The organism is Demetria terragena DSM 11295 (assembly GCF_000376825.1).
Lineage (GTDB): Bacteria > Actinomycetota > Actinomycetes > Actinomycetales > Dermatophilaceae > Demetria > Demetria terragena.
On sequence record NZ_AQXW01000003.1, the window covers coordinates 257,493 to 274,563 of the forward strand.

The window sequence follows — 17,071 nt, forward strand, 5'->3', positions numbered from 1 at the left end:
TGTCTCATGTCACAAAACGGTAGCCAGTAGGTGGTCAAGCGCGGGTCATGCTTTCTCAAGCCTTTCACCAGGAATTGACCAGATCGTTCGTGTGTGGGCGGGCGGCGTTAGCCTCGGGCGGGTCAAGGAGGATTCATGGTGTTGCGCGAGCTTGACCTACCAGCACTACGACGGTGGGTGATCGCTGCGCGCGCTGATCTGGCGATCCACGCCGAGGCGCTCGACCGACTCAACGTGTTTCCTGTTCCGGACGGGGACACCGGCACCAACATGCACGCCACCGTTCAGCAAGCACTGCGAGCGCTCGCAGCGCAACACCCGACAGGGCTTGCGGAGACGGCCGCGCTCCTAGCGCGCGAAATGCTGACGTCGGCACGGGGCAATAGCGGGGTCATCCTGAGCCAGTTGGTGGGGGGCGTCGCCGCCGTCATTGATGAGCGTGAGGGCGTACCGCTCGATGGTTCGGGACTGGCCGCGGCATTGCGGTCGGCGAGTGACCGTGCCTGGGCTGGGGTGTCGCGACCGGTCGAGGGCACCATGTTGAGTGTCGCGCGAGCTGCGGCCGAGGGCGCCGAGTCCGTGGCGCAGGGGTCCTTGCTCGAGGTTTCACAGGCGGCCGCCGACGCGGCCAAGACGGCTGTCGAGCGCACGACCGGACAGCTTCGGGTGCTGCACGCCGCGGGGGTGGTCGATGCAGGAGGCGCGGGCTACCTACTGGTCCTTGAAGCACTGCTCCGGGTGGTCCGCGGGCGGGCGGGCCTGGCCGACGCTGACCGCCTTGCGGTCTGGCTGCCCGGGACTCGCGATGATGACGTCTCGGTCGTCGTCCCCACCGAGTCTTCGCACAGTGAGCAACACGGTGGTCATCACCACCCCGACGGGCCCGCGTACGAAGTCATGTACCTGCTCGCCGACTCTGATGAGCAGCGTGTCGAGCGCTTGCGGGAGGTGCTTGATGGGTTGGGTGATTCGGTGGTGATCGCAGGTGGTGCGGACTTGTGGTCGGTGCACGTCCACACCGATGACATCGCGGGGGCGCTCAACGCCGGCGAATCCGCGGGCCGTCCCTACCAGTTCGCCGTGACGCGGTTCGCCGACCAAAGCCAACCGGAGCCAGCGTCCACCGCGACCGGATCGCTTGGCCTTGCGGCCGTACTGTCCGGGCCGGGCCTTGCTGAGCTGGTACGCCGCCGCGGCGGCCGCCCCGTCCCCAGCACCGGAGTGGCAGCGGCACGTCTGGTCGGTCTCCTTCACGGGGCATCGACGGTCGTGCTGTGCGACAGTCCCGAGGCTCGGGGCATCGTCGATGAGATGGCCCGCGACCACCCCGACCTGGTGGTTGCGGGACGGCACCCAGCGCATGTAGTCGCAGCCCTTGATGTCCTCGATCTTGATCAGTCGGCAGCCGACATCGCAGTGCAACTGGCGGATTATGAACGTGACCTCGTGACGCTCACCTGTGACGGAACTCCAGAAGAGGTCGCCGCGCGGATTGCCGCTGACATCGGGCACGGGGAACTCGTCACGCTGGTGAGTGGAAGCGGCACGAGCACCGAGGATGCTCAACGTCTGGCACGGCTGGTGGAAGATTCCTGTCCCGGGGTCGACGTGGTGCTGATTCAGGGTGGTCCGCCCGGCGCGGATTATGCGATCGGGGTGGAATAGATGGCCGGGATCACCAAAGCGACCCCGCTGGATCGAGTTCTTGGCGCTGCCGCCAAGAAGTTGTCGAAGCACCGGGGGCTTGAAACCGTCGGTGACTTGTTGGACTTCCTGCCGCGTCGATACGTCGATGCGCGCCGGATGGGCGAACTCGCCGAGTTCTCCCGCGGGGAGCACGTTGTCCTGGTCGCCAACGTGGTCTCGGCCACGACTCGTCCCATGCGACAACGCCGAGGCAAGATGCTCGAGGCGGTGGTGGAGGACGGCCAGGGCGAGCGGGTCAGTCTGGTGTTTTTTTCCGCGTACGGGCATGAGACTCGGCTGCGACCCGGTGTCCGTGCACTGTGCCGGGGAGAACTGCAGACCTATCGGCAGTCATGGCAGTTGGCCCACCCTGATTACGTGTTGTTGGACGATGAGGATGAGGGCGACGTCTATCGCGACGGTCTCGTGCCGCTCTACAAGACGGTGAAGCAGGTTTCCGACCTCAACCTCACCAAAGCCATGAGATTGATCTTCGAGCAGCTCGACTTGGGGCCCGATCCAGTGCCCCAGGAACTGCGTGAGCAACACGATCTGGTCACCCAGGCCGAGGCCTATCGCATGTTGCACCTGCCGGCCGATCTTGCGGAAGTCGAACGCGCCCGACACCGGTTGCGCTATGACGAGGCGCTGGTCGTCCAGACGGTGCTCGCGCAGCGGCGTGCGAAGTCTCGTTCCGAGCAGTCCACCCCCCGATTGGCCACCCCCGGTGGCTTGCTCGCCGCCTTCGATGAACAACTGCCGTTTGTGCTGACGGCTGGGCAGAAGGTGGTTGCCGAGGAAATCGCCGCCGACATGGCGGGGGAGCACCCCATGCATCGCCTGCTTCAGGGTGAGGTGGGCTCAGGAAAAACCGTGGTTGCGCTCCGAGCGATGTTGGCCGCCATTGACTCGGGCGCCCAAGCGGCACTTCTCGCACCCACCGAAGTGCTAGCCCAGCAGCATGAGCGATCAATTCGAGCACTGTTGGGATCGCTAGGACAGCGCGGGATGCTCGGCGGCGACGACAGGGGAACGCAAGTCGCCCTGCTGACGGGCAGCATGACTAAGAAGCAGCGCGAGAAGGTCCTCCTGGACATCGTGACCGGACCCGTCGGCATCGTGGTGGGCACGCACGCACTGATCGAGAAGAACGTCATGTTTGCTGATCTGGGGCTTGTGGTGGTCGATGAGCAACACCGATTCGGAGTCGAGCAGCGGGATGCGTTGCGCGACAAGGCGATCCGCGCCCCTCACCTTCTGGTGATGACCGCGACACCGATCCCGCGAACCGTCGCGATGACCACCTTCGGAGATATGGACACCTCGACCCTGTCCGAGCTCCCGAAGGGCCGCCAACCGATCGCGACCCATGTCGTACCCGCGTTGGATCGTCCGGCGTGGTTGACCCGCGCCTGGGAGAAAGTGGCCGAAGAAGTTGCCGAGGGGCACCAGGCCTACGTGGTGTGCCCACGCATTGGTGACGAGCCCGTCGATGACCCGGAGCTCACTGCGCTCGAGCGCATGTGGAATGCCGCAGACAGTGAAGGCGATGAACCCGAGGACGAGGCCCCGCTGCGGCCCATGCGGGGTGTCCTGGAGGTCCTGGACGATCTGCGTCAGCGGCCCGAACTGAGGGGTCTGCGCGTGGAGATGCTGCACGGCAGGTTGCCCGCCGAGGAAAAGGATGCGGTGATGGCCGCGTTTACCCGAGGCGAGATCGATGTGCTGGTCGCCACGACCGTCATCGAAGTCGGCGTCGATGTACCCAATGCCACAGTCATGGTGCTGATGGACGCCGATCGATTCGGCATCTCCCAGTTGCACCAGTTGCGGGGCCGGGTTGGGCGCGGTGAGGGCGGCGGACTGTGCCTGTTGGTGACCGAATCTGAAAACGAGGCGTCCCTTGATCGGCTGCACCGGGTTGCGGCGACAACCGACGGCTTCGCCTTGGCCGACCTCGACCTGGAACTGCGTCGCGAGGGTGACGTCCTGGGCGCATCCCAGTCCGGGCGGCGGTCCCAGCTACGTCTGCTGAGGCTCACCCACCGCGAGGACATTGCGTTGATCGAGCAGGCTCGTACCGACGCGACGGATCTGGTGACCAAGGACGCCAGTCTCATGTCGTGGCCTGGTCTTGAAGCGATGGTGGGCGAACGTCTCGACGAAACCCAAGCGGCATTCCTGGAGCGTGGCTGATGACCAGAATCATTGCCGGTGCGGCGGGTGGTCGGCGCCTGCGTACACCACCGGGCCAGGGCACGCGACCCACAAGTGATCGGGTGCGCGAGGCGCTGTTCGCGCGCCTAGAACATCTCGATGTCCTGCACGAAGCCGAAGTCCTGGATCTTTACGCCGGCTCTGGCGCCCTAGGGCTGGAGGCGGCTAGCCGCGGCGCCTCGTCAGTGCTCTTTGTCGAAGCCGATCGCCGGGCGGCCCGTATCGTCCAACAAAACGCTACCGATCTCGGTTTTAGTCAGACCCAGATCCGCGTTGCCGCCGTCGAAAAGGCCCTCTCCATCCCGCCCGCAGACCCCTACATCGACCTGGTGTTCGCCGACCCGCCGTATGCCATCGGCGAGCACGAGTTGGCTGCTGTGCTTGAGGCGGTCAGTGCGTGGTTGGTCTCCGACGCGCTGCTGGTGATTGAGCGCGGCGCTCGCAGTCCCGAGCCCACCTGGCCCACGGACACCAGTCTGATTGGTCCCCGACGTTATGGGGAGACCGTGGTGTGGTTCGCTGAATACATCCCGGAGGGCTCGGTCGCGTGACGAATACGGTGGTGTCATGAAGCGTGTGAGTGGAGACCCGCGGCGCTGCGTGTGCCCCGGCTCCTATGACCCCATCACCAACGGGCACATCGACATCATCGAGCGAGCGAGCGCTCTCTACGACGATGTCGTGGTTGCGGTTTTGCACAACCCTGACAAGCACGGGACCTTCTCGCCGCAAGAGCGGCTGGACCTGATTCGCTCGGTCACGGACCACCTACCCAACGTGCGGGCGGAGGCGTTTGGCCAACGCCTCATCGTGGATGTCTGTCGTGAGCTAGACGCCGGGGTCCTGCTGAAGGGATTGCGGGGTGCTGTCGACTATGACTACGAGCACCCGATGGCGGTCATGAATCGGGAGATGACCGGCGTCGAGACCGTGCTCCTACCAGGCGAACCCGCGCTGGGCCACTATTCCTCGTCGCTCATCCGCACGATCGCCTCCATGGGCGGCGACGTCTCGCAGATGGTGCCCGCCGCGGTTCTTGAGCCCCTGATTCAAAGACTCAAGAACCACTGACGGGTTTACTGCGAGTAGTCAGTTCGCGCGGTGTGCGTGCAGAACGACATCGAGCACGTGGTGGCCAGAAGCGGCGCCTGCCGGGCGCTCGCGTACTTCGTTGACCTTGACCGTCCATCCGTCTCGCTGGTCGATGGCGGTGGCGATGTCATCGGTCTGGATGAATGCGTGGTGGTCGAAGATGCGCGTCGCCTCAAAAGGGTCGAGGCTAGCCAGCGCTTCATCCATCGCCTGGGTGTCGTGATTGACGATCACGAGGTGCCCGCCCGGAGCGACGGCATCCAACAGGTTGGCCAGACCGCGGCCATCGGGTGTCCGTGGAAGGGAGGCGTACGCCGCCGTCACCAGGTCGTAGGTCTCCCCGTTGAAGGGGTCAGCGGCGTTGGCGTCGGCCCGGTGAGTGCGCAGCGCGGTTCCGCGCTCATCGGCGGCCCGCTGAAGTCGGTCAAGGGCTCGCTGCGAGATATCGGAGGCGGTCACTTTCCAGCCCTGCTCAGCGAGCCAGATCGCGTCGCCGCCCTCTCCGGCGCCGATGTCGATGGCGGTGCCTGGCGTGAGGTCAGTGGCCTGCGCCACGAGTGATCCGTTGGGGTTGCCACTCCACATCTTCTCGCCGCTGTAGCGACCGTCCCAGTCCGCTTCCGGAGCCGAGGGCCGGGCCGCCGCAGCCATGTCTTCCCGAGCCAGGTCGAAGCCGATCATTCCGCCGACGCGGGTTCCTGCGGCGGCCGTGGGCAGCACCTGAAGCATGGGTTCGGTGATGGTGCCGACGGCGTACACACCTGGAACCTCGGTGGCGCCAGTCATCGGGTCGGCGTGCACCATGGTCGCGACTCCGGCGGGGTGCTCAACAGCCGTGAGGCCCAGGGATGCGAAGGCGTCGACGCGAGCCTGCAAGGTCGTGCCGACCAAGACGGTGTCCGCCGCGACCTCTGAGCCGTCGGCCAAGACCAATCCGCGCAGCGGGCCGTCACCGGTGTTGACGACGCGCTCCACGGGCTGCGCAATGACCGTCACGCCCGCCTGCCGAGCGCCCTCAAGTTGCGGATCCGAGGCGTCGACGCCGCTGTGCAGGACGACGGTCAGACGGTCGGTGAGGTTGTACAGCAGTGGCAGCGAATGCAGGCCGACAGGAGAGGTGATCAGCGAGACGATGCGCTGGTCGCGCGCTTCGTATCCGTGACAGAACGGGCAGTGGATCACGGCGCGACCCCAGTGCTCGGCCAGTCCGGGAATGTCAGGAAGGACATCGACGGCTCCGCTGGCCGCGACCACCCGGCGGGCGTGGATAAGGTGGCCGCCCGACACGGCGATGTGGAATCCGTCGTCATCGCGGGTGACGTCGGTCGCGGCGCCCATCAGGACCTCGGTGCCATACGAGCGCACTTCGTCACGGGCGATCCTCAGGAAGTCGACAGGCGAGCGTCCTTCGTGTCCGAGATAACTGTGCATCGATGTGGCCGGTGCATTGCGCGGCTGGCCGGAGTCGATGACCACGACCGAGCGGCGCAGCCGTGAGAGTTGAAGGGCCGTGGCGAGGCCCGCGGCCGACCCGCCGACGATCGCGACGTCGGTGTAGCGCTCCATCGTGGGGGTGGGGGTCTTCTGGTGGTCGGACGCGTCGGTGTTCTCGGGGTGGTGGTCAGCATGGCTCATGGCATTCACGATAATCATTATCGTCCAATCCGCAAAGTTGCTTGCAGAATTCGCAAGATAGGCTGGTCTGCAGGAGGACAGATGTCGGAGATCGAGAGTGTGGTCCGCACCAGGCTGCGCAGTTTGCGCAAGTCACAAGGGCTGTCGTTGGACGATCTTGCGGAGCGTTCGCACCTGAGCCCGTCGACGATCAGTCGCATCGAGACAGGTAAGCGGTCCATCAGTCTTGACGTGCTGCTGCCGCTGGCGCGCGCCCTGCGGACTGACGTCGAAACCCTGCTCGAGGATGACGTCGACGGAGACGTCATCATCCGCCCAACGCCGAGTCAAGACGGCGACCGCACCACGTGGATGTTGACCAAGGCCACGGGCAACATCGTCGCGCTCAAGGTGCGCCTGGAGCCGGTCGCGGTGGTTCCTGAGCAGCGGGTGCATCCCGGCCACGACTGGTTTTTCGTCCTTGAGGGGCGGGTGCGTCTACTCCTTGGCGACCGCCAGTTAACCGTCGAGGCAGGGGAAGCCGCGGAGTTCGCGACCATGACCCCGCACGCGTTCGCGGCGCTGGGCGGGCCCGCCGAGGTCATCATGATTTTTGACCGCGACGGGCATCAGGTCCATCGGCATGACGGCGGCGACTAATCGTCCGGTGATGACCGCGGCAGCATCATCTTGAGGGCGCCTGGGACGACTTCCAGATGTGCCGGGAGGGTCCCGACCGAGTCGCCGTCGGCGTACCCGGTGGTCGGCGCCTCCACCTCAACGCGGCGCCCCTGGAAGGGGTGCACGGCAGGGTGCCTGAAGTGCGTACCGCGAAAGACCTTCGGCAGCACCAGCGGGAGCTCCAGGCGGGGGTGCTTCACTGCGCCGATCACGGTGATGTTCAGGAGTCCGTCGCGGGGATCGGCGCCGGCGCAGATGCGCATCCCACCGCCGTAGGACTCCGTGTTCCCGACGGCAGTGAGAATGGCTGGCCCATCGTGAACGACCTTCCCATCGACCACGACGCGCATGGGCTCGGCGCGCAGCCGTGCGTACTCGATAGCGATGGCCAGCAGATAGCGAGCTTGGCCGCCTGGCCAGGTCAGCGCATTCGTGCGGTCGGCGACCCGGGAGTCGAAACCTGCGGTGAGCACCGTGGCGACGTAGCGCTCACTGTCGCCGGTACGCGCGCGTACGACATCGAGTGCCGTGAGGTGCCCAGACGTCGCGACGGCGATGGCGGCCTTCGGGGATCTGCGGGGGATGCGCAACCCGCGCGCGAGGTCGTTGCCGGTGCCAGCAGGGACGATGGCCAGTGGCACCTGGTGCGCCACGGCTGCCTGTACCGCCACGGCGTGTGTGCCATCCCCGCCGATGCTGACCAAAAGGTCGGGATGTGCCGCGGCACCTTCGGCGCACCGGGTGAGGGCTTCGTCTCGAGAGTTGGCCCACACCATCTCCACGTCGAGACGGTGTTCGCGCAGAGCAGCCAGCGCCGGCTCGATGGCCCGTTTGCCGCGCCCGTGGCCAGCGGTGGGGTTGGTCAGTACGAGCGCAGTACGCTTCGGTGCGGCGGCGGTCACGCGCGACAGTGTGCCAAGTGCGTGGGCTTTTTTGGGCGGAAGGGCCTGCTCCGGTAGCCTGAGGTGTCGGCCTCGTCTCTCTGGCGTTGCCGAGCCAATTCGACCTACGTGAGCTGATGATGACGCATGCGGACGCGCGCCGTCCCCTAGTCCTGGATACCCGGGAATTGGGACGACGGCCCGGATCCATGCTCGAGAAGCAGCGTGAGGTCGAAGCACCCGACCACCTCGGAACTGACGTGATCTCGGTGCCGGAGGGCCAGCCATTGCTGCTGGACCTGCGGCTTGAGGCCGTCATGGAGGGCGTTTTGGTGTCCGGCTCGGTACGCGCCACTGCGACCGGCGCGTGCGTGCGGTGCTTGGAGCCCGTTGATGTCCCTGTGGATGTTGACCTTCAGGAACTGTTCGTCTACGCCGATCGCGCGGCTCACCACCATGAGGTGGATGACCAGGATGATGATGCCGACGTGCGGGAACTGGATGGCGAACTTGCTGATCTAGAGCCCGTGATCCGTGACACGGTGGTTCCCGAACTGCCGTTTCAGCCGGTGTGTCGAGAAGACTGCCCGGGTTTGTGTTCCGAGTGCGGAGCCAGGCTGGCAGACGACCCGACGCACCACCATGACCAGGTAGATCCCCGGTGGAAGGAACTGGACGCGCTACGCGACCAGCTGTCCGACCCCCACGAGCAGAAGAGGAACTGACGTGGCTGTCCCGAAGCGGAAGATGTCGCGCTCCAACACCCGTTCGCGTCGTGCGAACTGGAAGGCGACCGCGGTCTCGACTCAGTCGTGCCCCCAGTGCTCGGCACTGAAGCAGCCGCACCTGGCTTGCCCGTCCTGCGGGTCGTACGCCGGGCGTCACTACGCCTCGGCAGAGCGCACCGAGCACCAGGGCTGAGGCCCCGTCACTGACGTGGACTCGCAGGCCCGGCGTAGCCGACGAGCCAAGCCGACGCAGCGTCCCGTCGCTCATCTTGCCCTTCTCCTCACGGAGATTGCGGGCACGGCGATCGACGAGCCGCTGCTTCAGCGTGCCCTGACTCATCGCTCCTACGCCTACGAAAACGGTGGGGCACCGCACAACGAACGCCAAGAGTTCCTTGGCGATTCGGTGCTGGGCCTCGTGGTCACTGACCACCTTTACACCGCGCACCCGGACCTTCCCGAAGGCCAACTGGCCAAGCTCCGGGCCTCGGTGGTGAATTCGCGTGCCCTCGCACAAGTTGCGCGCGAACTGGGACTCGGTGACTACGTGCTGCTTGGGCGGGGCGAGCTCGGCACTGGTGGCCGAGACAAGGATTCGATCCTGGCCGACACCATGGAAGCCGTGATCGGAACCGTCTACCTCGCCGGTGGGCTGACGGCCTCCGGTCGATTCGTCCATCATCTGCTCGACGATCTTTTGACCAAGGCCACCCATCTTGGCGCGGGGCTGGATTGGAAGACCTCGCTTCAGGAGGCTGTCGCCGCTGCCGAGCTGGGACCGCCGAGTTATCGAGTGAGTGCCGTGGGCCCGGACCACGACAAGGTCTTCACCGCTGAGGTCATGGTGGCTGAGGAAGTTCTTGGTGAGGGTGAAGGTCGCAACAAGAAGGCGGCCGAACAGAAGGCTGCTCAGCAAGCCTGGACGGTGCTCAGCGAGCGCGCCCAAAAGGCGACGGAGAAGTCCTGAGGCGTGCCGGAACTACCTGAGGTCGAGGTCGTACGCCGGGGCCTTGCCGAGCACGTCGTCGGTCGAACCTTCTCCCATGTTGAGGTCACCGGAACGCGCGCAGCCCGGCGGCACCTGCCCGGCCCGGCGGATCTCGCCGACCGACTGACCGGTCGCACCGTTACTGCGGTTCAGCGCCGAGGAAAGTACCTCTGGCTGGTGCTCGATGAGGATGAAGCGCTGGTCGTCCACCTCGGGATGAGCGGGCAGATGCTGGTGGAATCCGCTGACGCTCCCATGGAAAAACATGCGCACGCCGTGTTTGACCTCAGCAGTGCGTCGTCTGCCCAACAGTTGCGCTTTATCGACCAGCGGACATTCGGTGGCTTGCAACTTGACGATCTGGTGCCAGCGGGGGAGCGCGAGGTGCCAACCGTGGTGGCGCACATCGCCGCCGACCCGCTTGAGGCTGCGTTTGATCAGAAGGCAGTCGTGCGGCGGATGAAGGGCAAACACACCGAGATCAAGCGGGCCCTACTCGATCAGAGCCTGGTGTCAGGGATCGGCAACATCTATGCCGACGAGGCGCTGTGGCGAGCTAAGGTGCACGGGCGTCGCATGACGGACAGCCTCACGAAGCCAGCGCTCGGGCGAGTCCTTGACCATGCGGCAGAGGTCATGCGCGAGGCACTCAGCCAGGGCGGTACGTCCTTCGATGAGTTGTATGTCAACGTCAACGGCGCCAGCGGCTACTTCTCCCGGAGCCTGGATGTCTATGGTCGCGAAGGCCATCCGTGCCGGCGGTGCGCTATGCCGATCAGGCGGGAATCCTTCATGAATCGCTCGAGTCATTTCTGCCCGTCCTGCCAGCGGTCGCCGCGTTAGTCGAGCAGGTCGACGCCCGGCACATGGAACGCCTGCTCCCGTGGTTCGCACGACGTGCTGCGATCGGCGTTCCGCCTATGTGTCGGTTCCCACAGTCGCAACCGCGAGCACGGCTTCCAGCCGCGGCTGGATCGACTCGGCCATCATGGTGATCTCCTGCTCGCGGATGCTGTTACTGCGGGCGGCCGCGCGCCAGTCACCGAAACACGCCAGCGATGCCCTCCATCCGTTCGCGGGGTCGGCAATATCTACGCCGACGAGGCGCTGTGGCGAGCTATGGTGCATGGGCGTCGCATGACGGGCAGCCTGACTAAGCCAGCGCTCGGGCGAGTTCTAGAGCATGCGGCAGAGGTCATGCGTGAGGCCCTTAGCCAAGGTGGTACGTCCCTCGATGAGTTGTATGTCAACGTCAATGGCGCAGCGGCTACTTCTCTCGAGCGCATGCGGTGTACGGCTGCGAAGGTCTGCTGAGCGCGCGGTGCGGTACGCCGATGGAGCGGGAGGCATTCATGAAGCGCTCCAGCCACTCTTGCCCGCGCTGCCAGGGATAACGCTAGTTCGGTTGTTCACACCGATAGACGCGGAACGCCGGCCCAACCCGGGTGCGGATATCGCGATGAGCGGACAGTGCCGCGGACTTCCTGAAGCAGCGGTTGCGCGGGTGGGCATCACAGGACCGGCTACAGCGTGAGCAGCACTTTGGTGGCGCGGCGCTCGTCCATGGCCTTGTACCCTTCGGCGGCCTGCTCGATGGGCAGCTCGAGGTCGAACACGATGCCGGGGTCGATCTGGTCGGTCATGACGAGGTCGATGAGCTCGGGCAGGAAGCGGCGCACGGGTGCGGGGCCGCCGAGCAGGCTGACGGTGGAGAAGAACAGGTCCAGGCCGTCGAGCTCGACGCCGTGGGAGACGCCGACGTACCCGACGTGTCCACCGGGACGGGTGGCGTGGATGGCCTGCATCATCGACTCCTGGGTGCCGACGGCCTCCACGGTGGAGTGCGCGCCGTACCCGCCGGTCAGCTCCTTGACTCTGGCGACGCCGGCGTCGCCGCGCTCGGCGACGATGTCGGTCGCGCCGAACCTGGTGGCGAGGGCCCGGCGGTCGGCGTGGCGGGACATCGCGATGATGCGGTCTGCGCCGAGGCGCTTGGCGGCGAGGATGGCCAGCAACCCGACGGCTCCGTCGCCGACGACGGCGACGGTCTTGCCGGGTCCTGCCTCGGCGGCGACGGCGGCGAACCAGCCCGTGCCGAGGACGTCGGATGCGGCCAGCAGGCTCTTGGTCTGCGCGGGCGTGGGTTCGCCGTCGACCTTGACGAGGGTGCCGTCGGCCAGCGGGATGCGGGCGTAGTCGGACTGGGTGCCGATCGCGCCCATCATCACCTGATGGATGCATCGGGGCTGGAAGCCCGCCCGACAGATCTCGCAGGTGTTGTCGGAGGCGACAAAGGACCCGACGACGAAGTCTCCGACATGGACCTGCTTCACCGCGTCGCCGATCTCTTCTACGACGCCGATGTACTCGTGGCCCATCGGCGTGGGGCCGGCCACGTCTTCGATTCCGCGGTCGGGCCACAGGTCCGATCCGCAGATGCAGGCGGCGGTGACGCGGATGACTGCGTCGGTGGGCTCGACGATCGCGGCTTTCTCGACCTCGTCCACTCGGACGTCGCCGGGGGCGTGCATGACGACGGCGCGCATGGCTTCTCCTCGTTCTCGTTCGTTCATCGCAGTCAACGACACCATGATCTGCGCGTGCGTGGGAGTCCCGCTCGGTAGGGGTACTGCGAGAGGCTCCCTCGTGGCGGGCGGCCTCGCTTACGGTTGAGTGATGGACAACAGGGCGGAAGTGCGCGAGTTCCTCACCTCGCGGCGCGCGAAGGTGAGCCCCGAGCAGGTCGGCCTGCCAGCGGGCACGAACCGGCGCGTAGCGGGTCTGCGGCGCAGCGAGGTCGCCACCCTCGCCGGCGTGAGCATCGAGTACTACACGAAGCTGGAGCGCGGCGCGATCAGCGGCGCGTCCCCGGAGGTTCTCCACGCGATCGCCACGGCGCTGCGGCTCGACGACGCCGAGCGGGCGCACCTGTTCGATCTCGCCCACGCGGCCAGCCCGGTCGGTCGGCCTCCGCGGAAGCGCAGCCCGAAGGGCTGGAAACCGCACCAGAGCCTGCAGTGGACGCTGGACGCGGTGACCGCCGGTACCGCGTTCGTCAGGAACGGGAGGATGGACCTGCTCGCGGCGAACGCGCTGGGCCGGGCGTTCTACAAGGACGCCTACGACATGCCCGGTCAGCCGCCGAACATCGCCCGGTTCACCTTCCTCGACGAGCGCGCCCACGAGTTCTATCCCGACTGGGACTCGTTCGCCGAGATCACAGTGTCGATCCTGCGGACCGAGGCGGGGCGGGACCCGCACAACAAGGAGCTGCACGACCTGGTGGGGGAGCTCTCCACGCGGAACGAGGAGTTCCGTCGGCTCTGGGGCGAGCACGACGTCCGCCATCACGGCACCGGCTTCAAAACCTTCCACCACTCGGTGGTGGGAGAGGTGACACTGGCCTACGAGGGGATGGAGCTGGAAGCCGAACCGGGCCTGACCCTCACGATCTACACCGCCGAGCCGGGATCGCCGTCGGCCGAGCGGCTGCAGGTGCTCGCCTCCTGGGTCGCGAGCGAAGACCTCGAAGCGCGTGCCGCCCAGGAAGAGCGGAGCGCGTCCGTCGACGGCAACCAGTCAAAGCGCTTCGGCTGACGACGCACTCGAGAGGAGCTCGACCCGTGAGGATCACTCTGTGCATCGGAGACGACTTGGTCGTAGAAGGCGAGCTCTACGACAACCCCGTCGCCGGTCAGTTCGGTGAGCTGCTGCCCTTCGAGGCCGGCTTCGACGACTTCCATGACCATGAGAAGCTGACGCGGCTTCCCCACGCCCTCGATACCAGTGGCGTCCCGCGCGCCGACGAGCCGCGGCCGGGGGCTGGCCCGGGCTGATTCGGGTCGGACGCTTCGAGCTGACGCCCGAGCGGCTGCGCGGGCTGCCGGACGGCACCCGGATCGAGATCACGGCTGCCGAGCAGTAAGTCTCGCGACTCCGCCTCGTCCACTACACATGCGGACGCCTCGTCTCGCACGCAGCGAGACGGGGCGTCCTCGATGTTCCAGGCGAAGGGCGATCAGGCCTCGACCGCCACCATCTGGCCTTCGCGCCGGGCTTCCTCGGCGCTGGCCCGCTCCGCACTTCGGTCCTTGCGCACCAGGGCGGTGAGCGGGAGGAAGTACAGCGCCGCGATGGCTGCGCCGACCACGACTGGCCCGGTTGCGCCGAGTGCGGACTCCAGGGCGTACCCGGCGATCCACGAGCCCACGGCAGTGCCGAAGTTGAACGCCGAGGTGCTCAGCGCCGACGCCAGTGTGGGCGCTTCGGCGGCGTAGCCGACGGCCTTGCCGATCAGAATCGGGTTGGTCGACATGCCGAACAGGCCCAGCAGGAACACCAGGATCATGGTCGCGATCGGCGAGTGGGAGAGCAGGGACAGGCCCACGAGGACGAGGAAGGTCGCGGCGGCGGCGGTGAAGAGCACGCCGAAGGGGCGGTGGGTTCCGAGCCGTCCGCCGAGGTTGGAACCGAGCAGCGCGCCGACGCCGTAGGCGAGCAGGACCAGCGGGACGGTCGAGGCGGCCATGCCGGTGTTCTCGGTGAGCAGCGGGGAGATGAAGCTATAGGCGGCCAGGGAGGAGCCGCAGACGACGGCCGCGCCGCCGAGGACGAGCCAGATGCGCAGGTCGCGCAGGCCGGCGATCTCGGCCTTGACCGACGGCACTGGGGCGTCGCGTGGGTCCGCGGGCACCTGCTTGAGGACAGGGACGACGGCGATGAGCGCGAGGATCGCCAGCGCCCAGAACGGGCCGCGCCAGCCGATGGCCTGCCCGGCGAACGCGCCGAGCGGGACGCCGACGACGTTGGCGAGCATCCCGCCGCCGAGGACGATGCCCAGGGCGCGGGAGCTCAGCCGTGGCCCGACGGCCTTGGCAGCGACGACCGCGGCGACGGCCCAGAACGCACCAGTGGCCAGAGCAGTGACGAACCGCATGCCGAGGATGAGTGGGAAGCTCGACGTCAGCGCGACGACGACGTGGCCGATCGCGAACACGACCAGGGACATCGAGAGCGCGAGCCGTCGCTGGAGTTTGAGGGTGGCGATCGCCATCAGCGGGGTGCCGACGATCATCCCGATCGCGAACACGGTGATCATCAGCCCGGCGTCGGCGACGCCCACGCCGATGTCGGCGGCGATCTCGGGCAGGATCCCGGCGACGATGAACTCGGTGGTGCCCATGAGGAACACCCCGGCGGCGAGAACGTAGATCAGCAGCGGCAGTCGGGCAGTTCCGGCGGCGGGTCGAGCGGATGCTTCGGGCATGGCGAGATGGAATCCTTCGTACGGGGGTCGGTGCGGGGCGGCAGTGGCGTCGATGGCTCGGCTGGAGCGGACGCCGCAGCAGCGCTCAGGATCCATGCCACCACGTTCTCCTCGCCCGAGGGAGACCCGCCTGATGGAGGTACTCACAGGGACTCCCGCCCGAGCTGCCGGCTGCTTAGCGTTGAAGCGTGGACGGCGCTGCTGTCCCGATCACCGAAGAAGGAGAACCCTCCATGTCCGTCACCTATGACTTCACCGGCAAGACGGCCTTCATCACCGGCGGCAGCGCCGGCATGGGCGAGGCCACCGTCCGCGCCTTCGCCGAGGCTGGCGCGAGCGTCGCCATCGTCGACCTGAACGGCGATGCTGCCAAGGCCCTGGCCGACGAGCTCACCGCGAAGGGGCACCGGGCCATCGGGGTCGTGTGCGACGTCACCGACGAGGACCAGGTCGCCGCGGCCGTACGCACCACCGTGGAGACTTTCGGGAGTCTGGACATGGCGTTCAACAACGCCGGCATCATGCTGCCGCCGGTCGACTCCGCCGACGAGACCGAGGAGGCCTTCGACAAGATCGTCGTGGTCAACCTCAAGGGCGTCTGGGCGTCGATGAAGCACGAGCTGAAGCAGATGCGCGAGCAGGGCTCGGGTGCGATCGTCAATTGCTCCTCCCGCGGCGGCCTCGTCGGCGGCGACGGCCGCACCACCTACCACGCGACCAAGCACGGCGTCATCGGCGCGACCAAGAGCGTCGCCCTGCAGTACGGCCGGCACGGCGTGCGCTGCAACGCCGTCTGCCCGGGAACGATCGAGACCCCGATGGTCGCCCGGATGGCCGACGGCGGCGAGCTCGACCGCGCCGGTGCCGCCGCGGGAGTGCCGCTGGGCCGGCTCGGCCGCCCCGAAGAGATCGCCGCCGCGGTGCTGTGGCTGTGCTCCGAGGCCGCCAGCTACGTCACCGGCGCGGCTCTGCCCGTCGACGCCGGCCACACCGCCCAATGACCACCCCGAGCATGAAGCGCCAACACTAAGGAACCCCTGCTGTGCGCAATCGGAAGTTGGCCGTCGCCGCAGCCGCGGGACTGGTCGCGGCCGTCGCGCTCGCGGGTTGCGGCGCGCCGGCTGAGGACAATCCGGCGACCGGTGCGCCGTCATCGGCGAACAGCGCTTCGGCATCGTCCGATCCCGCAACCGCTGCGCCGCGCTCCTCGGAGGTCTCCAGCGAGGACGGTGTCGTGGGCACGCAGGTGCGCTTCACCGCCGGCGACGTCGTCGTCGAGGTCGTCATCGAGAAGGACAACCCCACGACCCGGTCCTTCCTCGCGATGCTGCCGATGACTCTCGAGTTCTCCGACTACGGCGGCAAGGAGAAGGTCGCCATCCCGACCGGGGAGTGGGACTTCACCGACGCCGAGGGCCTCGAGCCGGAGATCGGAGACCTCTTCTCCTACAAGCCATGGGGCAACCTCGGGTTCTTCTACAACACCGAGGGAAACACCTTCTCGAACGACCTGACCAAGATCGGCGCGACCAAGGACATCGACCAGATCGAGCTGCTGGACGGACAGCAGGTCACCATCGCTGTCGCCAATAGAGAACGTGACCCAAGAGAATGACGCTCGAGAGGACGACGATGACCAGACGAGGCCTCCTGCGGAGCGGAGCGGAGCGGTGCTCGGCGCGAGGTGCCCTCACCGCGTGCACGGGCACAAGGGGGGCGACGCGAGACCGTCCGCACCCGGTGCCTCGGACGGCGATCGCGCGCCGCAGGGCGATCGCTACGGCGTGGGTACGCCTGAATCCGAGCCAGCGGGAAGGCGATGACGTCGATCAGTCGACTCCGATGGGTGCCGGTACGAGCTTGCTCACGATGGTCGAGCTTGTCGAGACCACCGCGGTCAGTGGTTTCGACACGGCTC

The 17,071-nt window shown here is 66.8% G+C and carries 18 protein-coding genes and 1 pseudogene; 14 read left to right on the plus strand and 5 right to left on the minus strand.

What is annotated here, in order from left to right:
* Positions 1-135 precede the first annotated feature (135 nt).
* Genes F562_RS20030 through coaD form a run of 4 tightly spaced genes read left to right on the plus strand, consistent with a single transcriptional unit; the run spans position 136 to position 4,974 of the window.
* The gene (locus tag F562_RS20030; protein WP_018155473.1) at positions 136-1,665 is read left to right on the plus strand and encodes a DAK2 domain-containing protein; all 1,530 of its coding nucleotides are present in this window, start codon (positions 136-138) and stop codon (positions 1,663-1,665) included.
* Positions 1,666-3,882, plus strand: a complete 2,217-nt coding sequence (recG, locus tag F562_RS0103155; protein WP_018155474.1) for an ATP-dependent DNA helicase RecG — start codon at positions 1,666-1,668, stop codon at positions 3,880-3,882. It abuts the gene before it with no gap.
* Positions 3,882-4,454 carry a 16S rRNA (guanine(966)-N(2))-methyltransferase RsmD gene (gene rsmD, locus F562_RS0103160; protein WP_018155475.1) on the plus strand — a complete coding sequence of 191 codons (573 nt, stop codon included), beginning with the start codon at positions 3,882-3,884 and terminating at the stop codon, positions 4,452-4,454. The genes recG and rsmD overlap by 1 nt, the downstream gene beginning before the upstream one ends.
* A gap of 16 nt (positions 4,455-4,470) precedes the next feature.
* On the plus strand, positions 4,471-4,974 hold the full coding sequence (gene coaD, locus F562_RS0103165) for a pantetheine-phosphate adenylyltransferase (protein ID WP_040385169.1): 504 nt from the start codon (positions 4,471-4,473) through the stop codon (positions 4,972-4,974).
* Between the two features lie 18 nt (positions 4,975-4,992).
* On the opposite strand, the gene F562_RS0103170 is transcribed toward coaD, so the two are convergent.
* The gene (locus F562_RS0103170) at positions 4,993-6,630 is read right to left on the minus strand and encodes a bifunctional NAD(P)/FAD-dependent oxidoreductase/class I SAM-dependent methyltransferase (protein ID WP_026180963.1); all 1,638 of its coding nucleotides are present in this window, start codon (positions 6,628-6,630) and stop codon (positions 4,993-4,995) included.
* Between the two features lie 81 nt (positions 6,631-6,711).
* On the opposite strand from F562_RS0103170, the gene F562_RS0103175 reads away from it, so the two are divergent.
* Positions 6,712-7,269 (plus strand): helix-turn-helix domain-containing protein, encoded by a 558-nt coding sequence (locus F562_RS0103175; RefSeq protein ID WP_018155478.1) that lies wholly within the window; start codon positions 6,712-6,714, stop codon positions 7,267-7,269.
* On the opposite strand, the gene F562_RS0103180 is transcribed toward F562_RS0103175, so the two are convergent.
* Complete coding sequence (locus F562_RS0103180; RefSeq protein ID WP_018155479.1) at positions 7,266-8,192, minus strand: diacylglycerol/lipid kinase family protein; 927 nt, start codon at positions 8,190-8,192, stop codon at positions 7,266-7,268. The genes F562_RS0103175 and F562_RS0103180 overlap by 4 nt on opposite strands.
* 119 nt (positions 8,193-8,311) lie before the next feature.
* Between F562_RS0103180 and F562_RS0103185 the strand changes: the two genes are divergently transcribed.
* The 4 genes from F562_RS0103185 to mutM are packed head-to-tail and all read left to right on the plus strand — an operon-like array spanning position 8,312 to position 10,730.
* Positions 8,312-8,896: a YceD family protein gene (locus F562_RS0103185; protein ID WP_026180965.1), complete on the plus strand. Its 585-nt coding sequence runs from the start codon at positions 8,312-8,314 to the stop codon at positions 8,894-8,896.
* Between the two features lies 1 nt (position 8,897).
* On the plus strand, positions 8,898-9,092 hold the full coding sequence (rpmF, locus tag F562_RS20495; protein ID WP_083915442.1) for a 50S ribosomal protein L32: 195 nt from the start codon (positions 8,898-8,900) through the stop codon (positions 9,090-9,092).
* Between the two features lie 15 nt (positions 9,093-9,107).
* Complete coding sequence (rnc, locus tag F562_RS0103190; RefSeq protein WP_018155481.1) at positions 9,108-9,866, plus strand: ribonuclease III; 759 nt, start codon at positions 9,108-9,110, stop codon at positions 9,864-9,866.
* A 3-nt stretch (positions 9,867-9,869) separates the two neighbouring features.
* Positions 9,870-10,730, plus strand: coding sequence for a bifunctional DNA-formamidopyrimidine glycosylase/DNA-(apurinic or apyrimidinic site) lyase (gene mutM / locus F562_RS0103195; RefSeq protein WP_018155482.1), 861 nt, complete (start codon positions 9,870-9,872; stop codon positions 10,728-10,730).
* A gap of 75 nt (positions 10,731-10,805) precedes the next feature.
* On the opposite strand, the gene F562_RS0103200 is transcribed toward mutM, so the two are convergent.
* Positions 10,806-11,015: a hypothetical protein gene (locus tag F562_RS0103200; RefSeq protein WP_018155483.1), complete on the minus strand. Its 210-nt coding sequence runs from the start codon at positions 11,013-11,015 to the stop codon at positions 10,806-10,808.
* Here F562_RS0103200 and F562_RS20500 point away from each other — a divergent pair.
* A pseudogene (locus F562_RS20500) lies at positions 10,959-11,281 on the plus strand (zinc finger domain-containing protein); the annotation flags it as partial. The gene F562_RS0103200 and the pseudogene F562_RS20500 sit on opposite strands and share 57 nt — an antisense overlap.
* A 129-nt stretch (positions 11,282-11,410) precedes the next feature.
* Here F562_RS20500 and F562_RS0103205 read toward each other — a convergent pair.
* Positions 11,411-12,433, minus strand: a complete 1,023-nt coding sequence (locus tag F562_RS0103205; protein WP_018155484.1) for a zinc-dependent alcohol dehydrogenase family protein — start codon at positions 12,431-12,433, stop codon at positions 11,411-11,413.
* Positions 12,434-12,563: 130 nt separating this feature from the next.
* On the opposite strand from F562_RS0103205, the gene F562_RS0103210 reads away from it, so the two are divergent.
* Together F562_RS0103210 and F562_RS17890 are read left to right on the plus strand one after the other, a co-directional pair.
* Complete coding sequence (locus F562_RS0103210) at positions 12,564-13,484, plus strand: helix-turn-helix transcriptional regulator (protein ID WP_018155485.1); 921 nt, start codon at positions 12,564-12,566, stop codon at positions 13,482-13,484.
* 26 nt (positions 13,485-13,510) lie between these two features.
* A complete protein-coding gene (locus tag F562_RS17890; protein ID WP_018155486.1) occupies positions 13,511-13,723 on the plus strand; it encodes a cyclophilin-like fold protein in 213 nt (70 codons plus the stop codon).
* Positions 13,724-13,905: 182 nt separating this feature from the next.
* Here the strand turns inward: F562_RS17890 and F562_RS0103220 are convergent, their stop codons facing one another.
* Positions 13,906-15,249, minus strand: a complete 1,344-nt coding sequence (locus tag F562_RS0103220; RefSeq protein WP_018155487.1) for an MFS transporter — start codon at positions 15,247-15,249, stop codon at positions 13,906-13,908.
* Between the two features lie 137 nt (positions 15,250-15,386).
* Between F562_RS0103220 and F562_RS0103225 the strand changes: the two genes are divergently transcribed.
* Positions 15,387-16,154 (plus strand): SDR family NAD(P)-dependent oxidoreductase, encoded by a 768-nt coding sequence (locus F562_RS0103225; protein ID WP_026180966.1) that lies wholly within the window; start codon positions 15,387-15,389, stop codon positions 16,152-16,154.
* Between the two features lie 41 nt (positions 16,155-16,195).
* Positions 16,196-16,768, plus strand: coding sequence for a cyclophilin-like fold protein (locus tag F562_RS0103230; RefSeq protein WP_018155489.1), 573 nt, complete (start codon positions 16,196-16,198; stop codon positions 16,766-16,768).
* Positions 16,769-17,071: the final 303 nt, after the last annotated feature.